The organism is Nitrosomonas sp. Is35 (assembly GCF_033063295.1).
Classification (GTDB): domain Bacteria; phylum Pseudomonadota; class Gammaproteobacteria; order Burkholderiales; family Nitrosomonadaceae; genus Nitrosomonas.
Window position 1 is genome coordinate 502,032 of record NZ_JAWJZH010000001.1, and the last position, 19,192, is coordinate 521,223.

General features: G+C 50.8%; 13 protein-coding genes. 2 read left to right on the forward strand and 11 right to left on the reverse strand.

Features of this window, described 5'->3' with window-relative positions; all coding sequences use genetic code 11:
* Positions 1-14: 14 nt before the first annotated feature.
* Together R2083_RS02365 and R2083_RS02370 are read right to left on the reverse strand one after the other, a co-directional pair.
* On the reverse strand, positions 15-3,113 hold the full coding sequence (locus tag R2083_RS02365; RefSeq protein ID WP_317537373.1) for an EAL domain-containing protein: 3,099 nt from the start codon (positions 3,111-3,113) through the stop codon (positions 15-17).
* Positions 3,114-3,310: 197 nt separating this feature from the next.
* Complete coding sequence (locus tag R2083_RS02370) at positions 3,311-4,798, reverse strand: FMN-binding glutamate synthase family protein (protein ID WP_317537374.1); 1,488 nt, start codon at positions 4,796-4,798, stop codon at positions 3,311-3,313.
* A gap of 73 nt (positions 4,799-4,871) precedes the next feature.
* Here R2083_RS02370 and nadC point away from each other — a divergent pair, with 73 nt between their 5' ends.
* On the forward strand, positions 4,872-5,807 hold the full coding sequence (nadC, locus tag R2083_RS02375; RefSeq protein WP_317537375.1) for a carboxylating nicotinate-nucleotide diphosphorylase: 936 nt from the start codon (positions 4,872-4,874) through the stop codon (positions 5,805-5,807).
* Between the two features lie 24 nt (positions 5,808-5,831).
* On the opposite strand, the gene cysG is transcribed toward nadC, so the two are convergent.
* From cysG to R2083_RS02405, 6 genes are all read right to left on the reverse strand, one after another.
* Positions 5,832-7,283: a siroheme synthase CysG gene (cysG, locus tag R2083_RS02380; RefSeq protein ID WP_317537376.1), complete on the reverse strand. Its 1,452-nt coding sequence runs from the start codon at positions 7,281-7,283 to the stop codon at positions 5,832-5,834.
* 147 nt (positions 7,284-7,430) lie between these two features.
* A complete protein-coding gene (locus tag R2083_RS02385) occupies positions 7,431-8,426 on the reverse strand; it encodes a PstS family phosphate ABC transporter substrate-binding protein (RefSeq protein WP_317537377.1) in 996 nt (331 codons plus the stop codon).
* A 179-nt stretch (positions 8,427-8,605) separates the two neighbouring features.
* The gene (glmM, locus tag R2083_RS02390; protein WP_317537378.1) at positions 8,606-9,967 is read right to left on the reverse strand and encodes a phosphoglucosamine mutase; all 1,362 of its coding nucleotides are present in this window, start codon (positions 9,965-9,967) and stop codon (positions 8,606-8,608) included.
* Between the two features lie 42 nt (positions 9,968-10,009).
* Complete coding sequence (folP, locus tag R2083_RS02395) at positions 10,010-10,795, reverse strand: dihydropteroate synthase (protein ID WP_317538962.1); 786 nt, start codon at positions 10,793-10,795, stop codon at positions 10,010-10,012.
* Between the two features lie 130 nt (positions 10,796-10,925).
* Positions 10,926-12,848, reverse strand: coding sequence for an ATP-dependent zinc metalloprotease FtsH (gene ftsH / locus R2083_RS02400; protein WP_317529951.1), 1,923 nt, complete (start codon positions 12,846-12,848; stop codon positions 10,926-10,928).
* A gap of 173 nt (positions 12,849-13,021) precedes the next feature.
* Positions 13,022-13,639, reverse strand: coding sequence for an RlmE family RNA methyltransferase (locus tag R2083_RS02405; RefSeq protein ID WP_317537379.1), 618 nt, complete (start codon positions 13,637-13,639; stop codon positions 13,022-13,024).
* A gap of 30 nt (positions 13,640-13,669) precedes the next feature.
* Between R2083_RS02405 and yhbY the strand changes: the two genes are divergently transcribed.
* Positions 13,670-14,023: a ribosome assembly RNA-binding protein YhbY gene (gene yhbY, locus R2083_RS02410; RefSeq protein ID WP_317537380.1), complete on the forward strand. Its 354-nt coding sequence runs from the start codon at positions 13,670-13,672 to the stop codon at positions 14,021-14,023.
* Between the two features lie 12 nt (positions 14,024-14,035).
* Here the strand turns inward: yhbY and greA are convergent, their stop codons facing one another.
* The 3 genes from greA to carA all read right to left on the reverse strand — a co-directional run bounded on the left by greA (position 14,036) and on the right by carA (position 18,980).
* The gene (gene greA / locus R2083_RS02415) at positions 14,036-14,512 is read right to left on the reverse strand and encodes a transcription elongation factor GreA (RefSeq protein WP_317537381.1); all 477 of its coding nucleotides are present in this window, start codon (positions 14,510-14,512) and stop codon (positions 14,036-14,038) included.
* 76 nt (positions 14,513-14,588) lie between these two features.
* Entirely contained in the window at positions 14,589-17,798 is a 3,210-nt protein-coding gene (gene carB / locus R2083_RS02420; RefSeq protein ID WP_317529954.1) for a carbamoyl-phosphate synthase large subunit, read from the reverse strand.
* Between the two features lie 27 nt (positions 17,799-17,825).
* Positions 17,826-18,980, reverse strand: coding sequence for a glutamine-hydrolyzing carbamoyl-phosphate synthase small subunit (gene carA, locus R2083_RS02425; RefSeq protein ID WP_317537382.1), 1,155 nt, complete (start codon positions 18,978-18,980; stop codon positions 17,826-17,828).
* Positions 18,981-19,192 lie beyond the last annotated feature (212 nt).

The following is a 19,192-nucleotide window of genomic DNA, read 5'->3' on the forward strand; positions in this document are numbered from 1 at the left end:
ATTTCAAGAGTGGATTAACCGGCCGAACGGATGGCGTGAATCTTTCTATGGTGTGGTGCAGGTTTAATGAGCATGTGCTCGATTTCAGCGGCGGAGACCGGCTTGCTGAAATAATAGCCTTGATAGTGATTGCAGTGCTGAGTGCGCAAAAGATTGAGTTGTTCCTCTGTTTCTATGCCTTCCGCGATGACATCCATTTCCAGGCTGTGCGCCATCGCGATAATCGTTGCGACAATGGTGTGGTCGCTTCTGTCGGTGACGATGTCGCGCACAAAGCTGCGGTCGATTTTGAGCGTATGAATCGGAAAACGCTTCAGATAACTGAGACTTGAATAGCCGGTGCCGAAATCATCAATTGAGATACGGATGCCCATGGCGTTGAGACAATTGAGTGTTTCCACGACTTTCTCAATATTATCGATCAGCATGCTCTCGGTGATTTCCAGCGTGATGTACTGGGCTGCTACACCGGTTTCATCCAAGATACGCGCAATATTATTGATTAACTCCTTATCACGGAATTGCCGGGCCGACAGGTTAATCGCTACTTTGGGCACACGGTAGCCTTGCGCTTGCCACGTTTTGATTTGCTCGCACACTGTTTTCAATACCCATTCACCGATCGGAATAATTAAACCGGTTTCTTCCGCCAGGTTAATGAATTTATCCGGTGCGATCAGCTTGTGTTGCGGATGCCGCCAGCGCAGCAGGGCTTCCACGCTATGCAGCCGATGATCCGGCATATCCATGATCGGCTGGTAATGTAAAACTAACTCATTGCGCTCCAGCGCATAGCGTAAATCGAGACTGAGCGTGTGCCGTTCATGCGCTGATTTATTAAGATCATCGGTGAAGAACTGATAGTTGTTCCGGCCATTTTCCTTAGCGTGATACATCGCCACATCGCTGTTCTTCAGTAATGTCTCCGCATTTGCGCCATCATCCGGGAAAACAGCGATGCCGATGCTGCCGCAGATATGTAATTCATTCTTGTGGATATAGTAGGGGCGAATCAATGCATCGAGAATTTTCTGCGCCACTTTGGCGGCATCCAGCGATTCCGCAATCGCATTCAGTACCACAATAAATTCATCGCCGCCCTGCCGGGCTACGGTATCTTCGCTGCGCACACAAGTCAGCAATCTTTCCGCGACGGCTTGCAGCAGCAGGTCACCGATATCGTGACCGAGTGAGTCATTGATGGTTTTGAAATGATCCAGATCGATAAATAACACCGCCATCTGCTTTTGGCTACGTGTATCGTGCACCAGCGCTTGTTCGATACGGTCTTGCAGCAAATGCCGGTTGGGCAGGCCGGTCAAGGCATCGTGCGTGGCCATTTCGATGATGCGTTTTTCCGCTTCTTTACGCTCGTACCAGCGGCTCAGGTCATGCGCCACAGTATCGATGAGATTTTGCTCGTAGGGCAGAGAGAACGGGAAGTCTTGCGTATAGGATATTCTTAACCGCCCGCACACCTCCCCATTGGCGATAATCGCCGCGCTGATTGCATTGGGAAGATCGGCTTGATAGCCAGCGGTGGCGAACTGTTTGCCGCCCAAAGCGATAAAAGCGACGGCTGCTTCAGAAAATTGCAATGCCTGCGTCAGCGATTTGAGTATGTTCTGGCAAGTTTTTTCTGTGTCTTGATCTTGTTCCAGATAGTTGCGTACCGCATGTAAACAATTGCTTTCCTTCAGGCGCTCGCTGAGGTCGATGTCTTTTTGCTTACGTGCGGTAATATCCACTTTCACAGAGAGGTAACGATCAATTTCTCCACTTATCCCGACAAGCGGTACGATGGTGGAATCGACCCAATAAAGCTTACCCGATTTACTGCGGTTGCAAATTTCCTGGTGCCAGGTTTGACCTTTGGCGATCGCAGCCCACATGCCGGTAAAAAATGACGGCGGATGCGTGCTTGAGTTTAATATGCGGTGATCCTGCCCAATCAGTTCCTCGGGCGAATAACCGCTGATTTCACAAAATTTTTCATTGACTTGGATAATCTTGCCCTTAAGATCGGTAATCGAGATTAAAGCGAGCTTACCAATCGCGTTTAAATAAGCGGTTAATTCGGATGAGATTTTTTCAGCGTTGTTTTTGGCTTGAATGAGTTTATGGTGTGCCTCAACCGAATCATTTTGGGAGTTAATTGTTTTATGAATGAGCGGTTTGATCAGCCAATACACAACAACCATGCCGGCGGCGACCAGTAAGCCTAAATACAATGAAATGGTTTTGATCTGGCTGGAGAGATTGCTATACAGTTCTTTCTCATCGATCTTGAGTACCGCGCCCAATCCATAAGCAACTGGTGAATAGGCTGCAACCACATCGATTTGCCGGTAATCCTTGGTGAATTTAACACCCTGTTGTCCTTCCAGTGCAAAATGCAGCGGTAATGGGCTATTGGACATGATGCGCTGCATGCGCTGAAATTGGTTTTCACCGATTGCGCGTATGAAGCAATCCATCTCGAGATGACTTTCCTTGACCGGTGCGCACAACAGAAAATCACCGGTTTCTCCGATCAAGACGGCTTCCTTGAATATCCTGGTCAGATCGGGAGCAAGCTCTTCGGTGATGATTCTGCCGATGAATTGATTGTTTTCATTGAGAATGCGCAAGGAATTGCGGATAACGAACTGTTCCTGCCACAATAATGCCGTGCTGATAGCGGCGCCGGTATTCAGTTCGATGCGCGAATTCGAATGACTGGAATGGACTCCTGCATCGAGTATGAGATTGTCTTTGGAGTCATAGATGCTGATGCCGGAGAAATGAGTAGTCAGTATTTTTTCCGCGACTCGTTGCAGCTCGGCGATTCCTTCTTGCCTGGATTCATCCGTATGCGTTTTTTCCAGGCTTTGAGTCAGCAAGGTGCTGGTGGCTACGATTTTAGTATTGGATATGGAATGCGAGATCTGATTTTCGATCAATTTCACCGTGTTTTCCAGCGCCATTCTGAGCCCGGAAGTCGTCATCGCCTCCGTTTGCGGCTGCATGACACTATACACAGAGAATCCCGCTGACAAGATGAGTACACTCAGTGTCAGTCCGCTGATAACACGGATCTTTTTGTCATCCTGATTGATAAAAAAGCGAAACATTATGTGTCGTATGACTACCTGCTGGTCTGTAGGATTGGTATAAGGCGTAAGGCATGTATTATCGGCAGTCGGGTAGTCGATTTAAGCTTTATTTAGAGGGCTTTTTTTCCCCTAATTCTCAGTATGATAGGCGAAGCTTACAGGGGAGGATTTTTACATCGGACGGGAAGCTTAGGTGCCATTGTGAATCTGTCAATCTATGTTTTTTTCTTCAGCGGTTCCGGGTAAGGGTACAGAATATTCAGCGCTACGCTTTTGCCGGCGGTTTCGACAATGCGCACGTGCTCGCGCTTAAATTGCCGTGCGTGACGTAAGCCGCACGAATGCGCAATCATGTTGATTTCTTTGTTGACGTTCCGGGCGTAGTTCGCAACCCGCAGGTATTTTTCTTCCACCACTAGACCGTTTTGCAGCCGTTCGTCGTGCGTTGTAATGCCGGTGGGGCAGGTATTTAAATGACAGCGCATTGCCTGAATACAACCGAGTGAAAACATAAAGCCGCGCGCGGTGTTGACAAAATCGGCACCGGCGCAGAGCGCCCAGGCTCCTTCTGCGGATGTCACCAGTTTTCCGGCCGCCACCACATAAATGCGTTTTTTCAAATCGGATTGCAACAAAGCATCGACGACGCGCGGCAGGGCTTCCGCGATCGGCAAGCTGACGTGATCCATCAGTGTCTGCGGCGCCGCGCCGCTGCCGCCTTCGCCGCCGTCGATAGTCAAAAAGTCCGGCGCATAGTCGAGTCCGCGCCGGTTGATGCTGTCGCATAGCTCATTGATGAAATTCCAGCCGCCAATCGCCGTCTTGATCCCGACCGGGCGTCCGGTCAGTTCGCGGATGTAATGGATTTTATCGAGCAACTCGTCAATGTTGTTAATATCCTTGTGGCGGTTCGGGCTGATCGAGTCCTGATTAACCGGAATGCCACGGATCACGGCAATCTCACTATGCACTTTACCGGCTGGCAGTAATCCGCCTTTGCCGGGTTTCGCACCTTGCGACAACTTGATTTCAAACGCCTTGACCACTTTGCTCAATTCTTTCGCGCGCTGCGGCGAGAAATTGCCGTGCTCGTCGCGGATGCCGTATTTCGCGGTACCGATTTGCATGATCACATCGCAGCCGCCTTCCAGGTGATACGGTGCCAGACCGCCTTCGCCGGTATTCAACCAGCAACCGGCTTGCGCGGCGCCGAGCGATAACGCGCGTACCGCAGGCTTGGAAATGGCGCCATAACTCATGCCACTGATGTTGATGATCGATTTCGCCTCGAACGGCTGTTCGCAGTAGCCCTCGCCGATATGCAACGACGGCGTGGGCAACTGATCTTCTTCCTGAATCGGGAAAGCGGCATTGACAAAAATAATCGAACCCGGCTGACGTAAATCATTGGTCGATCCGAAACCGACCACGCTGCCTTTATTTTTGGAATTCTTGTAAATCCAGCCGCGCGTGGCGCGATTGAATGGCATCTCGTCGCGATCGTTGGCAAAGAAATATTGCCGGAAGTATTTGCCCTGGATCTCGAAAAAATAGCGTAGGCGACCAATGACCGGATAATTGCGCAGGATCGAGTGCTTTTTCTGCGTCACATCCTGGATGAACCAGACGGCGATCATACCGACGGTCACAACACCCAGCATCGTGGCAATACTATAAATGATCAAATCAATCGCGCTGGACATACAATCTCCTGGTTATGCTGGGCACCCTATATACTATCTGTTCGATGGATGTAAGTGAACTGTACGGGATAGTATGAAAAACCGCCGGAAATACGGCGATGCCAGTCGGGTACCCTATAATGCACTCTTCGTTGAAAATAAGGGTACAAAAGAATTGAGAGATTTACACAATGAAATTTACGCCAACGTGCAACGCGCGCTGCAAGAGGATATCGGCACGGGTGATTTGACGGCGTCGCTGATTCCCAGCAGCAAGATTCTGACGGCGACGGTGATCAGCCGGGAAGCTGTGGTTTTGTGCGGTGTGCAGTGGTTTGAGGCGTGTTTTGTATCGCTGGCGGCGGACACCGAGATCGAATGGTTCGCCAAGGATGGCGATTTTGTTCCGGCCGGGCAGACATTATGCGAGATCAAGGGAAATGCCCGCGCGCTGCTGACAGCAGAGCGTTCGGCGTTGAACTTCCTGCAACTGTTGTCCGCCGTGGCGACGCAAACCAAACGGTATGCCGATGCCGTCGCCGGTACCCGGGCGGTGATCGTCGATACGCGTAAAACCTTGCCGGGTTTGCGGCTGGCGCAGAAATACGCGGTGACGTGCGGCGGTGGGGCGAATCATCGCATCGGGCTATACGACGGGATTCTGATCAAGGAGAACCACATCATCGCCGCCGGAGGGATTCAACCGGCTTTAAGCAGGGCGCGCGAAATCGCGCCGCCGGGTGTGTTTATCCAGATCGAAGTGGAGTCGTTGCAGGAATTGCAGGAAACATTGGCAGCGGGCGCCCGCATGGTGTTGCTGGACAATTTTACGCTGAATCAGCTAGCGGATGCGGTGACGTTGACTCGCAAGCAAGCGGGTGAGGCTGTGATATTGGAGGCATCCGGCAACATTGCCTTGGATAATGTGCGGCAGGTGGCGGAAACAGGGGTGGATCGAATATCGATTGGTGGCTTGACCAAAAATATCCAAGCGATCGATTTATCGATGCGGTTTGCCGAGCCGGGATAAAACCGTGGTGTGCCAGCGGTTTCTTTATTCGAGCGGCTGCTTGGTTTCCGGATCCAATGCCAGGATGTTCGCTGGCGCATTTTCTGCATCCGAAGCCGGTTCGAACCATGCCAGATTCCGATGCAGCTTGACGACTGCGCCGACGATGATCAGTGTGGGCGGAGTCAAGTGGGCGTCTTCCGCCAGACCGGGCAGTGTGTGCAGGGTTCCGGTGACAATCCTCTGCTTTTGCGTCGTGCCTTGCTGAATGATGGCGGCGGGTGTGCTGTCCGGCAGGCCGTGCGCGATCAATTGCTGGCATAGTACGGACAATCCCAACAGTCCCATATAGATCACGATAGTTTGATGGGGGCGGGCGAGATGCGGCCAGTCTAGATCGATACTGTTGTTTTTCAGATGGCCGGTGACAAAAATGCACGATTGCGCGTAATCGCGGTGCGTCAACGGAATGCCGGCATAAGCCGCAACGCCAGAGGCGGCGGTAATGCCGGGTACTACCTGAAAGGGGATATGGTGCGCAGCCAAGGTTTCGATTTCTTCGCCGCCACGGCCGAAAATAAAAGGATCACCACCTTTCAGCCGCAATACCCGCTTACCTTCTTGCGCCAATCGCACCAGCAACTGGTTGATCGATTCCTGCGCCAGGGTATGACGGTTGCGTTCTTTTCCGGCATAAATGCGCGTGGCGTCACGGCGCACCATGTCCAGAATCGCCGGTGAGACCAGGCGGTCATAAACCACGACATCGGCTTGTTGCATCAGGCGCATGGCGCGAAATGTGAGTAAATCGGGATTTCCCGGACCGGCGCCGACCAGATACACTTCGCCTTGCGGCGGCTCATCTTTCTCTTGTTGCAACGATTGCAACAAATAATTCTGCGCCGCTTGATCCTTTCCGGCCAATACCATTGCCGCAAATTGGCCTTGCAGCGCTTTTTCCCAGAAGATGCGCCGCTTTTCCGAGTGCGTGAAATGTTGTTTGACGTGTTCGCGGAATCTACCCGCCATCGCGGCAAGGCGCCCATACGCGGCGGGTATCATGGTTTCCAGTTGCGCACGCAGTAACCGTGCGAGAACCGGCGATTGCCCGCCGCTGGAGATGGCGATCAACAGCGGTGAACGGTCGACGATGGAGGGCATGATGAACGTGCATAATTCCGGATCATCCACGACATTGACCGGAATTTGCCGCTGCTGTGCCGCTGCGGAAACCTGCCGGTTGGTGTCGCGATCATCGGTTGCGGCAATGACTAAAACGATATCTTCCAGATGTCCGGGCTGAAAATATTCAGCACGGTGTTTGATTTTGCCTTGTGCGTGGAACTCATTTAATGCGTTACTTAGCTCTGGCGATACCACCGAAACATGCGCTCCGGTCTGAAGCAAAAGCATAACCTTGCGCGTGGCGACTTCGCCGCCACCGACAACCAGGCAAGCTTTGTTTTTGATGTTGAGGAAGACCGGCAGAAAATCCATGATGTTTCGAAGAGTTTTTAATCCCAATAATAAAGGAAGCGCTGATTAATTCTAAGCCAAATACCGGCTTATGCGTTAATCAGCGCTTCCTAGAGTTGAGGCAATTTTCTACAGCGATATCCGTATAGAAGTTTTTACCGGGGAAGGCTATAAACTGGATTCCAGTTTAAGTATATCTTCCAGTTTGATGTTCGTTCCGGTTCCTTTGAACACGGTGCCTACTTTCTTCTTGCTCAGATGCTCGATGTTGAGGTTATAGACTTCTTTTGAGAGCGGGAAATATTTGACTTCCGTCACCAGCGCCGCGGCATTCTGCATGTAGAAATTAACAAATTCCTGAACTTCGGGTTTTTCGGTCGATTTGGCGTTGACGTAGATGAATACAGGGCGCGATAACGGTTTATAGCTGTTATTTTCTACCGTGGCAGCGGATGGCAACACGCCGCCGTTGCCATTGTCGATCGCGACGGCGCTGATTTTTTTGCTATTTTCGATGTAATACGCGAAGCCGAAGAATCCTAACGCGTAAATGTCGCTGGCGACGCCTTGTACCAGCACGTTGTCATCTTCCGATGCGGTGAAATCGCCGCGGCTTGATTTGGCTTTGCCGACAACGGCTTCGGTGAAGTACTCGAAGGTACCGGAATCCGCGCCGGGGCCGTAGAGCTTAATCTTTTTGTCAGGCCATTCGGGATTGATTTGATTCCAGCTGGTGATTTTACCTTGCGCACCCGGTTCCCAGATTCTCTTCAGCTCGTCGACGGTGATGGTTTTGCTCCAGGTATTTTTTGGATTTACAACGACGGTCAAAGCATCAAATGCGATGGGCATTTCGATATATTGCACGCCTGCTTCCTTACAGGCTTCCATTTCCAGTTGAGTGATGGGACGCGAGGCATTGACGATATCGATTTCATTGCGGCAGAATTTTTTGAACCCGCCGCCTGTTCCGGAGATACCGACGGTGACACGAACCGCACCACGCTTGGCAATCTGGAAGTCTTCGGCGACTGCTTCGGTAATGGGGAAAACCGTGCTGGAACCGTCGATCTTTACGATCGGACTGGCGATTGTTGTTGTAATAGCGGATGCGCTCAACAGTATAGCCGCTAAGAATGTTCTGAAGTTAAACGAGGTCAACATGAATATGTTCTCCAGGTGAGTCAATAAAATGGTCATGAAAGATTGTGCAACCGGTGCGGTATCTTATTTCAGAATTGTTACAGGATTATGACAATCATTTTTTTGTCTTAAGGCCGGTGTGCGTGTGCTGATTTTTTGCGCATTTATGCAAAAAAGCTGCCGGTAAAAATGATGCCGCATTAAGAATTGCTGGCAGTCTGGATGGTTTCAGCGATACGCTCAGCCCAGTGATTGATTTTATGCTTCGATTCCCCTTCAACCATGACGCGAATCAATGGTTCTGTGCCCGATGCGCGAATCAGCACACGGCCTTTATCGCTCAAATCGGTCTCGGCTTCTTCGCGCACGGCTTGGACTGCTTTGTTGGCGCTGAAATTGAACGGTTTGGGAGTTTTCACGTTGATCAAGCGTTGCGGGTAAAGCGAGACGCCGCGCATGAACTCGGCCAGGGTTTTATTTGTATCGCGTAACGCATACAGCACTTGCAGAGCGGAAATAATGCCGTCGCCTGTCGTATGCTTATCCATGCAGATGATATGTCCGGAATTTTCACCGCCGAGCTGCCATCCTTTCTCTTGCAATGCCTCCAACACGTAGCGGTCACCGACGTTGGCGCGAAGAAATGGAATATTCATTTTTTTGAATTGCGCTTCGATCGCCAGATTGGTCATCAGGGTACCGGCAACCCCGCCAGTCAGCATTTTATTCTGCTGGCGGTGTTTGGCGATAATATAAATCAGTTGATCGCCATCATAAATCCGGCCATTTTTGTCGGCCATCATGAGCCGGTCGCCGTCGCCATCCAACGCGATACCTAAGTCGGCGTGGTGCTGTTTGACAGCTTTTTGCAACGTCGCGCAATGCGTCGCGCCGCACTCCAAGTTGATATTCAGTCCATTGGGTTGCACACCGATGGGTATGACATCCGCCCCCAATTCGTGCATGACGTGACCGGCGATATGATAAGCGGCACCATGTGCGCAATCGACGACGATACGCAGTCCGCGCAGGTCAAGGTGATAGGGGAATGTGCTTTTACAAAATTCGATATAGCGTCCGGCGGCATCGTCAATACGCTGTACTTTCCCTAATTGAGCGGAAGGTTTGGTTTCGATCGGCGCATGGATGCCGCTTTCGATTTTATGTTCTATTTCGTCAGGTAGTTTTCTACCTTCGGCAGAAAAGAATTTGACGCCGTTGTCCTCGAATAAATTATGCGAAGCCGAAATCACGATCCCGGCTTGCAGCCGCAAGGCGCGGATCAGGTACGCGATGGCCGGGGTCGGCATCGGTCCGGATAGAATGACATCCACACCGGCGGCGCATAATCCTGCTTCCAACGCGGATTCCAGCATATAACCCGATACCCGGGTATCCTTGCCGATCAGAACGGTCGGGCGTTTGCCTTGCATCAAATGCCAATCGGCAGCAGCGAGAACTTTACCGGCGGAATAGCCTAGATGCAGAATAAAATCCGGCGTGATGGGTGCTTTGCCGACACGTCCGCGAATACCATCTGTTCCAAAATATTTTTTAGTCAATTTGAGCGGTGTTTAATTGCGATGAGATGCGGTTGAATGGGTTTACTGTGTGTCACAATTTTTCATTGCCGCGTAGACAGCGAGCGCTTCCTTGGTGGCTCTGACATCATGCACACGCACAATTTTGGCACCTTTGACTACTGCAAGCAAGGCTGCCGCGATACTTTCATGAATACGGTGATTTGCGCTGTTTCCCGTGATGGCGCCGAGCATGGATTTGCGCGATAAGCCTGCTAACAATGGAACACCAAGTGTAGTCAATTGATCCAGCTGATTTAACAGGGTGAAGTTATGTTGCAGCGTTTTGCCAAAACCAAAACCCGGATCGATCACCAACCGGTCTTCCGCTATACCGGCGGCGGCTGCTGCCTGGATGCGTTGGTGCAAGAAATCTTTCACTTCATGAATGATATTCTGGTATTGCGGGTTTGCTTGCATCGTCTGCGGCGTGCCTTGCATATGCATTAAGCAAAGCTGCACATGATTGCTTTGTGCGACGGCTTCCAATGCACCGGGGCTGCGTAACGCATTCACGTCATTGATCATGAAAGCACCCGCAGCTATGGCGTGTTTCATCACTTCGGGCTTTGAAGTATCGATCGATATTGGAATTCCGGTATCGGCAAGCGCTTCCAGTACAGGGATAACACGACTTATCTCTTCGTCAATGCTGACTTGCTGACTTCCCGGGCGCGTTGACTCTCCGCCAATATCGAGGATATCGGCGCCTTCATCGATCAAATGCTTGGCGTGGGTAATCGCTTGCTGTGCCGATAAGTACAGCCCGCCATCCGAGAAAGAATCGGGTGTTACGTTAATGATGCCCATGATCAACGGGCGATTGCTGGACAGGATTGGGTTTTGCGCGAATGAAGACACAGTGGAATGAAAGGAGTTATAGAAGTGAAAACGGGATACGATTTTATGGTCGTATCCCGTTCATCCCGATTACTGATGATTAATCAGCTTCTTTTGCAATCTCTTGCGGTGCAGCGGGTTCTTTGGGTTCATCCGTTTTTACCGCAGTAGATGGTCCTTCGTTTGCCACTGTGGAAGACATTGATTGAGGCGGTTTGGGTGGACGTGGCGGACGACCGTCCATAATATCGTTGATTTGATCGCTATCGATCGTTTCCCATTCCAGCAATGCTTGTGTCATTGCTTCAATCTTATCTTTGTTTTCTTCAATGAGTTTACGAGCAATCGCATACTGTTCATCCACAATGCGGCGAACTTCTGCATCAACGGCTTGCATCGTTTTTTCACTCATATTTTTATGCGTGGTGACTGAACGGCCAAGAAAAACCTCGCCTTCATTTTCACCATAAACCATCGGTCCAAGTACGTCAGACATCCCCCACTGGGTAACCATTTGCCGCGCCAATTCGGTAGCGCGTTCAAAATCGTTGGATGCGCCCGTGGTCATTTGATGCATGAAAACTTCCTCGGCAATACGGCCGCCAAACATCACGGAAATTCTTTGCAGAATTTCTTCACGTTCCATGCTGAAACGGTCTTCCGTCGGCAGTTGCATCGTTACACCCAAGGCGCGGCCACGCGGAATAATCGTTACTTTATGCACCGGATCGGTTTTTGGCAGCAATTGAGCTACTACCGCATGACCTGATTCGTGGTAAGCAGTATTGCGGCGTTCATGTTCCGGCATGACCACCGAGCGGCGTTCCGCACCCATGAAAATTTTGTCTTTGGCACGTTCAAAATCTTCCATGTCGACCAGACGCTTGTTGCTGCGCGCGGCAAACAACGCTGCTTCATTGACCAGATTGGCCAGATCGGCACCTGACATACCTGGAGTGCCACGCGCCAGAATATCCGCTTTGACATCGGGTGAAAGCGGTACTTTGCGCATATGCACGTGCAGAATTTGCTCGCGTCCGCGGATATCCGGTAACGGTACCGTAACTTGACGGTCAAAACGGCCAGGACGTAACAATGCTGGATCCAATACATCAGGACGGTTCGTTGCTGCGATTACGATCACGCCCATGGCGCCTTCAAAACCATCCATTTCCACCAGCAGTTGGTTGAGCGTTTGTTCGCGTTCATCGTTTCCGCCACCCAATCCAGCACCGCGTTGACGGCCAACCGCATCAATCTCGTCAATAAAGATAATGCAGGGTGCATGTTTTTTAGCTTGCTCGAACATGTCACGCACACGGGATGCGCCCACACCGACAAACATTTCAACGAAATCCGAACCGGAAATGCTGAAGAAAGGTACTCCCGCTTCTCCTGCGATGGCTCGCGCCAGCAATGTTTTACCGGTACCTGGACTGCCTACCATCAAAACCCCACGGGGGATTCGTCCGCCAAGTTTCTGGAATTTGGACGGATCACGCAGGAATTCAACCAGCTCTGCTACTTCTTCCTTTGCTTCCTCGCAACCTGCAACGTCGTTGAAAGTCACTGTGTTGGCTGATTTATCCAACATTCGCGCTTTGCTTTTACCGAACGAGAATGCGCCGCCATTGCGTCCACCACCCTGCATTTGCCGCATGAAGAAAATCCATACCGCAATCAGTAATAGCATTGGGAACCACGAGATGAAAATACTCATCAGCATGGATGGTTCTTCTTCCGGTTTAGCTTCAACAATGACGCCGGCTTTGAGTAAATCACTGACCATCCATGGATCGGATGGCGCATAGGTTGTAAAGCGTCTGCCATCGGATTTCGTACCTTTCAGGGTCCGGCCTTCAATGACAACTTTGGCAATTCTGCCTTGATTCAATTCAGAAATGAATTGAGAATATTCCATCGGTACTTGCGTCGGTTGACGTACGCTGAATTGGTTAAATACAGTCATCAACACAAGTGCAATTACCAGCCAAATGGCCATGTTTTTAATTAAGTTATTCAAGATAGCTCCTTGGTTTGCACCTTAAAAATCATTGATTGGACATTCTAACTCTATTTTGTCAAATAGAACAGAACAGTTCATGTTATAGAAATTTGCTATCAAACTATCATCCTACTCTTTACATTCGCCTTAATCACTGAGGGGATCCATTCATTTCTCAGTGATTGCCGTTGTTACTTTTTTCCGAGTCCTAATAAATATAATTCGTTGCTGCGATTACGCGAGGCTTCCGGTTTTCGCACCGCAACGCTTTTGAATCCGGCGCGCATGTCGCGATGAAACTGATCAAAATCCCTGCCTTGAAAAACTTTGACTAGGAAATTTCCGCCATAGTTCAGTTGTTCCATCGAGAACGCCAGCGCTAGTTCAGCCAAGTACATACTTCTGGCTTGATCGCTGACTACAATACCACTCATATTGGGTGCCATGTCTGAAATGACAAGATCCGGCTGCCGCTCCTCCAGATGTTTTCTTAATTCAAACAGTGCGCGCTCTTCTCTAAAATCATCCTGAATAAATGCTACACCGGGCAAAGGCGCCATTTCCAGGATATCCAATGCAATTACTTTTCCATGCTGACCTATTTTCTGGCTGGCGACTTGAGACCAGCTGCCGGGTGCAGCACCTAAATCGACAACAATCATACCGGATTTAAATAGATGATCCCGCTCGGCGATCTCAAGCAGCTTGTAAGCGGCACGAGAACGATAACCTTCTTTCTTGGATTGCTTGACGAAAAAATCATTAACATGTTCTTTCATCCAAGCTTTGCTGGTTTTAGCCCGTTTCATCAAGTAAAATAATACGTTTAAAGAGAATTTATGTTAACACTAACAATTGTTCAGCGGCGTGAATTGAAAGCGCAAGCGCACGCGCTGAATCCGGTCGTAATGATTGGAAAATCGGGATTATCCGCCACGGTTATCGAAGAATTGGAGCGTGGACTTACAAGTCATGAACTGATTAAGGTTAAGGTTCAAGTCGACGATCGGACTGCCAGGAATGCGCTTTTTGAAGAAATCTGTGAAAAGCTGAGTGCCGCACCGGTGCAGCATATCGGGAAAACTTTTGTTATCTATCGTCCCAAGCCGGAAGAAGCTGGTAAAAAAACCGAACGTTCTGCGCAAAAAAAGAAGCGCGAGCCGTTTCGCACCAAACGCAGTTATCAGAATTGAGCTTTCGCGGCATCAAATGTATTTGACATCCAATATTTCGTATTCACGTACTCCGCCGGGTGCCTGAACTTCGGCGATATCGCCCGCATATTTGCCGATTAAGGCGCGTGAAATGGGGGAGCTGATGGAAATTTTTCCATTCTTGATGTTGGCTTCATCGTCGCCGACGATTTGGTAGGTAACCGTCTCGCCGCTTTGCAAATCTTCCAGTTCAACCGTGGCGCCGAAAACACAAGCACCGTCGGCGTTAATCAGTGCAGGATTAATGATCTGAGCGCTGGAGAGTTTGCTTTCCAGTTCGGCAATGCGGCCTTCAATGAACCCCTGTTTTTCCTTGGCAGCATCATATTCGGCATTTTCGGACAGATCGCCGTGCGAGCGCGCTTCTGCAATCGCCGCGATGACTGCGGGGCGATGTACGGTTTTCATTTCGTGCAGTTCTTTGCGTAGCGCTTCCGCTCCGGCTACTGTTAAAGGGATCGTGCTCATTGTAGTTGTTTGCCTTTCATTTTCATTCTCATTCTATTCCGTGATAATCAGAGAAAACCGGAAGTTATTCTTTTACTTATGCCTTAAGTTGTACATGTAATTTCTGCAAATTGTACGCTTGCAGTTCACGCTTGCTGGTAATGCCTACACACGCCGCGCGTGCGCCTGCTAGTGTCGTATAGTAGGTCACCTTTGCCTGCAGCGCGGCATGGCGGATCGAATACGAGTCCTTTATCGCGCTGCGTTGGTTTTTTACGGTGTTGATGATCAAGTTGATTTCACCATTTTTGATCATATCGACAATATGCGGGCGGCCTTCCGCTACCTTATTGATAATGATGACATCGATCCCCGCTTCGGTTATAGCCGCGGCAGTACCGCGCGTAGCATAAAGGGTGAAGCCAAGTTCTGCAAGGTTGCGCGCGATTTCAACCGCGTGAGGTTTGTCCGATTGGCGCACACTGATGAAAATTTTACCCGAAGTGGGAAGACGGACATCGGTGGCCAATTGGGATTTCACAAACGCTTCGGCAAAAGTGGTGCCCATGCCCATGACTTCGCCGGTCGACTTCATTTCCGGCCCCAGTATCGTATCAACGCCAGGCAGCTTGATAAAGGGGAAAACCGCTTCCTTGACCGAATAATATTCAGGAATCACTTCTTCGGTAACATCTTGATCAATCAAGCTCTTGCCGGTCATGCAACGCGCCGCAATTTTGGCCAGTTGCAGACCGGTAGCCTTGGAAATGAAGGGTACCGTGCGCGATGCCCGAGGATTGACTTCAAGGACATAGACGGTGTTGTCTTGAATCGCAAACTGCACGTTCATCAATCCAACCACATGGAGCGCCCGCGCCATTTCGGCAGTCTGGTAGCGCAACTCGTCGAGCATTTCCGGTTGCAGATTAAACGTCGGCAACGAACATGCGGAATCTCCCGAATGCACGCCAGCCTGTTCAATATGTTCCATGATGCCGCCAATCAGCACGGTTTCTCCGTCGTAAATGGCATCGACATCCACTTCCGTAGCATTGGTCAGGAAATGATCCAATAATACCGGGGAATCGTTGGAAACTTTAACCGCTTCACGCATGTAACGTTCCAGATCGGCTTTTTCATGCACGATCTCCATCGCGCGGCCGCCCAATACGTAGCTGGGCCGTACTACCAGCGGATAGCCGATTTCCTCGGCGGCGATCAGAGCGGCTTCCGGATTGCGTGCGGTGCGATTGGGCGGTTGCCGCAATCCCAGTTGTTGCAGCATTTGCTGAAAGCGCTCGCGATCTTCCGCGCAATCGATCATATCCGGGCTGGTGCCGATAATCGGCACACCGTTGGCTTCCAGATCGCGTGCAAGTTTAAGCGGTGTTTGCCCGCCATACTGTACGATCACGCCATCGGGTTTTTCCACTGCAACGATTTCGAGCACGTCTTCCAGTGTCAGCGGTTCAAAGTACAAGCGATCCGACGTGTCGTAGTCGGTTGAAACCGTTTCCGGATTGCAATTGACCATGATGGTTTCAAAACCGTCTTCGCGCAGCGCCAGAGCCGCATGCACACAGCAATAATCGAACTCGATGCCTTGCCCGATGCGATTAGGACCGCCGCCCAGCACCATGACCTTCTTATTACCGGTTGGACGGGACTCACACTCATCTTCATAAGTGGAGTACATATACGCCGTACTGGTCGCGAACTCGGCCGCACAGGTGTCGACACGTTTATAGACCGGGTGCAGATTGAATTGATGGCGGCGCGAACGGACTGCGGTTTGCCCGGTATTGAGCAGCTTGGCCAGGCGCCGGTCGGAAAAACCACTGCGTTTCAATTTGCGCAGCGACAGATAATCCAGAGCTTCCAGCGCCGTACCGGTTAATGCTTGTTCCTGTTTGACCAAATCTTCGATTTGCGCCAAAAACCAGAGATCGATGTGTGTCAACTGATGCACTTCATCGAGTGACAAATGGCAGCGGAACGCATCGGCGATAAACCAGATCCGCTCGGGGCCGGGATTGGCCAGTTCGGTGTGGATGGTTTCCAGGTTGTCGGTTTTTTCGTCCAGACCGTCAACTCCGGTTTCCAGTCCGCGCAGTGCTTTTTGCAGCGATTCCTGAAACGTGCGGCCGATTGCCATCACTTCACCGACCGATTTCATTTGCGTGGTCAGGCGATCATTGGTTTGCGGAAACTTTTCAAAAGCAAAGCGCGGCACTTTGGTGACGACATAATCAATGGTGGGCTCAAAAGAGGCCGGGGTGATGCCGCCGGTAATATCGTTACCCAGCTCGTTCAGCGTGTAACCGACGGCCAGTTTGGCGGCGATTTTTGCGATGGGAAAGCCGGTTGCTTTCGACGCCAGTGCGGAAGAGCGCGACACGCGCGGATTCATCTCGATCACCAGCATGCGGCCATTATCCGGATTGATCGCGAACTGCACATTGGAGCCGCCGGTTTCCACACCGATTTCCCGCAACACGGCGATCGATGCATTACGCATCAATTGATATTCTTTGTCGGTGAGCGTTTGCGCCGGTGCAACGGTGATCGAATCACCGGTATGCACGCCCATTGGGTCGAGGTTTTCGATCGAACAGACAATGATGCAGTTGTCGTTTTTATCCCGCACCACTTCCATTTCGAACTCTTTCCAGCCGATCACGGATTCTTCGATCAGCAATTCCTTGGTGGGAGAGATTTTCAATCCACGTTCGCAAATGTCGAGAAATTCTTCGCGATTATAAGCAATGCCGCCACCGCTGCCACCCATCGTGAACGAAGGGCGGATAATGGCCGGATAACCCAGCATGGCTTGAACCTGCATGGCTTCTTCCAGACTGTGCGCCACGGCGGAGCGTGCCGAGCCTAAGCCGATACGAGTCATCGCCTGTTTGAATTTTTCCCGGTCTTCCGCCATATCGATGGCTTCGCGCGAAGCACCGATGAGCTCGACACCGTATTTTTCCAGCACGCCATGTTTAACCAGATCGAGCGCGCAGTTCAACGCCGTTTGTCCGCCCATCGTGGGCAGTAGCGCTTGCGGCCGTTCGATCGCGATGATTTTCTCAATCATGGTCCAGGTGATCGGCTCGATATACGTCGCGTCGGCCATTTCCGGATCGGTCATGATGGTGGCGGGATTCGAGTTCACCAAAACGATGCGATAGCCTTCTTCACGTAAGGCTTTGCAGGCTTGCACGCCGGAATAATCAAACTCACAGGCTTGGCCGATAATGATCGGGCCGGCACCGATGATGAGAATGGACTGAATGTCGGTACGTTTAGGCATACTCTCTAGCGGATGAACATGGCGTAATTATTGGGAATGCTGGCTTTTATAGCGCTGCATCATGGCGATGAATTTATCAAACAAATAATCCGCTTCATGCGGCCCTGGGCTGGCTTCCGGGTGACCCTGAAAACAGAAGGCCGGTTTATCGGTTAACTCAAATCCCTGCAGACTGCCGTCAAAGAGCGAAACATGGGTGATCCGCGCGGTTGCGGGCAACGTATCGATATCGACGGCGAAACCGTGATTCTGGCTGGTAATAATTACCTTGCCATTGGCTACATCCTGCACCGGATGGTTGGCGCCGTGATGGCCGAATTTCATTTTAATCGTGCGCGCGCCGGTAGCTAACCCAAGCAATTGATGGCCCAGGCAGATGCCGAACAGCGGGATATTCTTTTCCAGCAAGGTTTGCGTGGCGGAGATGGCGTAATCGCACGGTTCCGGGTCACCGGGACCATTGGACAGAAAGATACCGTCAGGGTGTGTTTTCAGAATTTCCTCAGCCGGGGTTTGCGCCGGGAATACCGTCACTTTACAGCCGCGCTGCGCCAGTTTGCGCAAAATCGTGCGTTTGATACCGAAATCGAAAGCGGCAACGTGAAATCTGGGATTGTCCTGAGTCCGGAAACCGGATTCGAGCGACCATTCACCTTCTGTCCATGTATACGGCTGGCGGCAACTCACCACTTTGGCGAGATCCATCCCGGCCAGTCCGGGGAATGCCCGGGCAGCTTGCAATGCTTTTTCCTCGTCGATATCGCCCGCCATGATGCAACCGGCTTGCGCGCCTTTTTCGCGCAAAATCCGCGTCAGTTTGCGCGTGTCGATTTCAGCGATGGCGACGACATTCTGCTCTTGGAGAAACTCCGGTAATGTGCGGGTTTTACGAAAACTGCTGGCCATGAGCGGCAAATCACGGATCACTAATCCGGCGGCGTACACTTTATTGATGTTACCGGATTCAAAATCTTCAGGATTGGTGCCGGTGTTGCCAATATGCGGATAAGTCAGGGTAATGATTTGCTGGCAATACGACGGATCGGTCAAGATTTCCTGATAACCGGTCATTGCTGTATTGAACGCCACTTCCCCGGTATTGATGCCTTCAATGCCAATAGACACGCCACGAAAAATTGTTCCATCGGCAAGTGCGAGGATGGCGTGCGGTCGTTGTGACACAAAAAACTCCTTGGAAACTGACAAGATCTGGAAAATGGACCGGAGTTATTCATTGAAATACCCCAGCTATTGAAGACCGAATTATACGTGAAAAAGGTTTGTTTTTGTATGTGCATGGTTTTGCATGCGACAAAGTTGTCCATGCGTTCCCGATAATCGAGTGGATGGATTGTGCACTCGATGCAGTAAGGGAGAAAGTAAGCCCCGGTTTC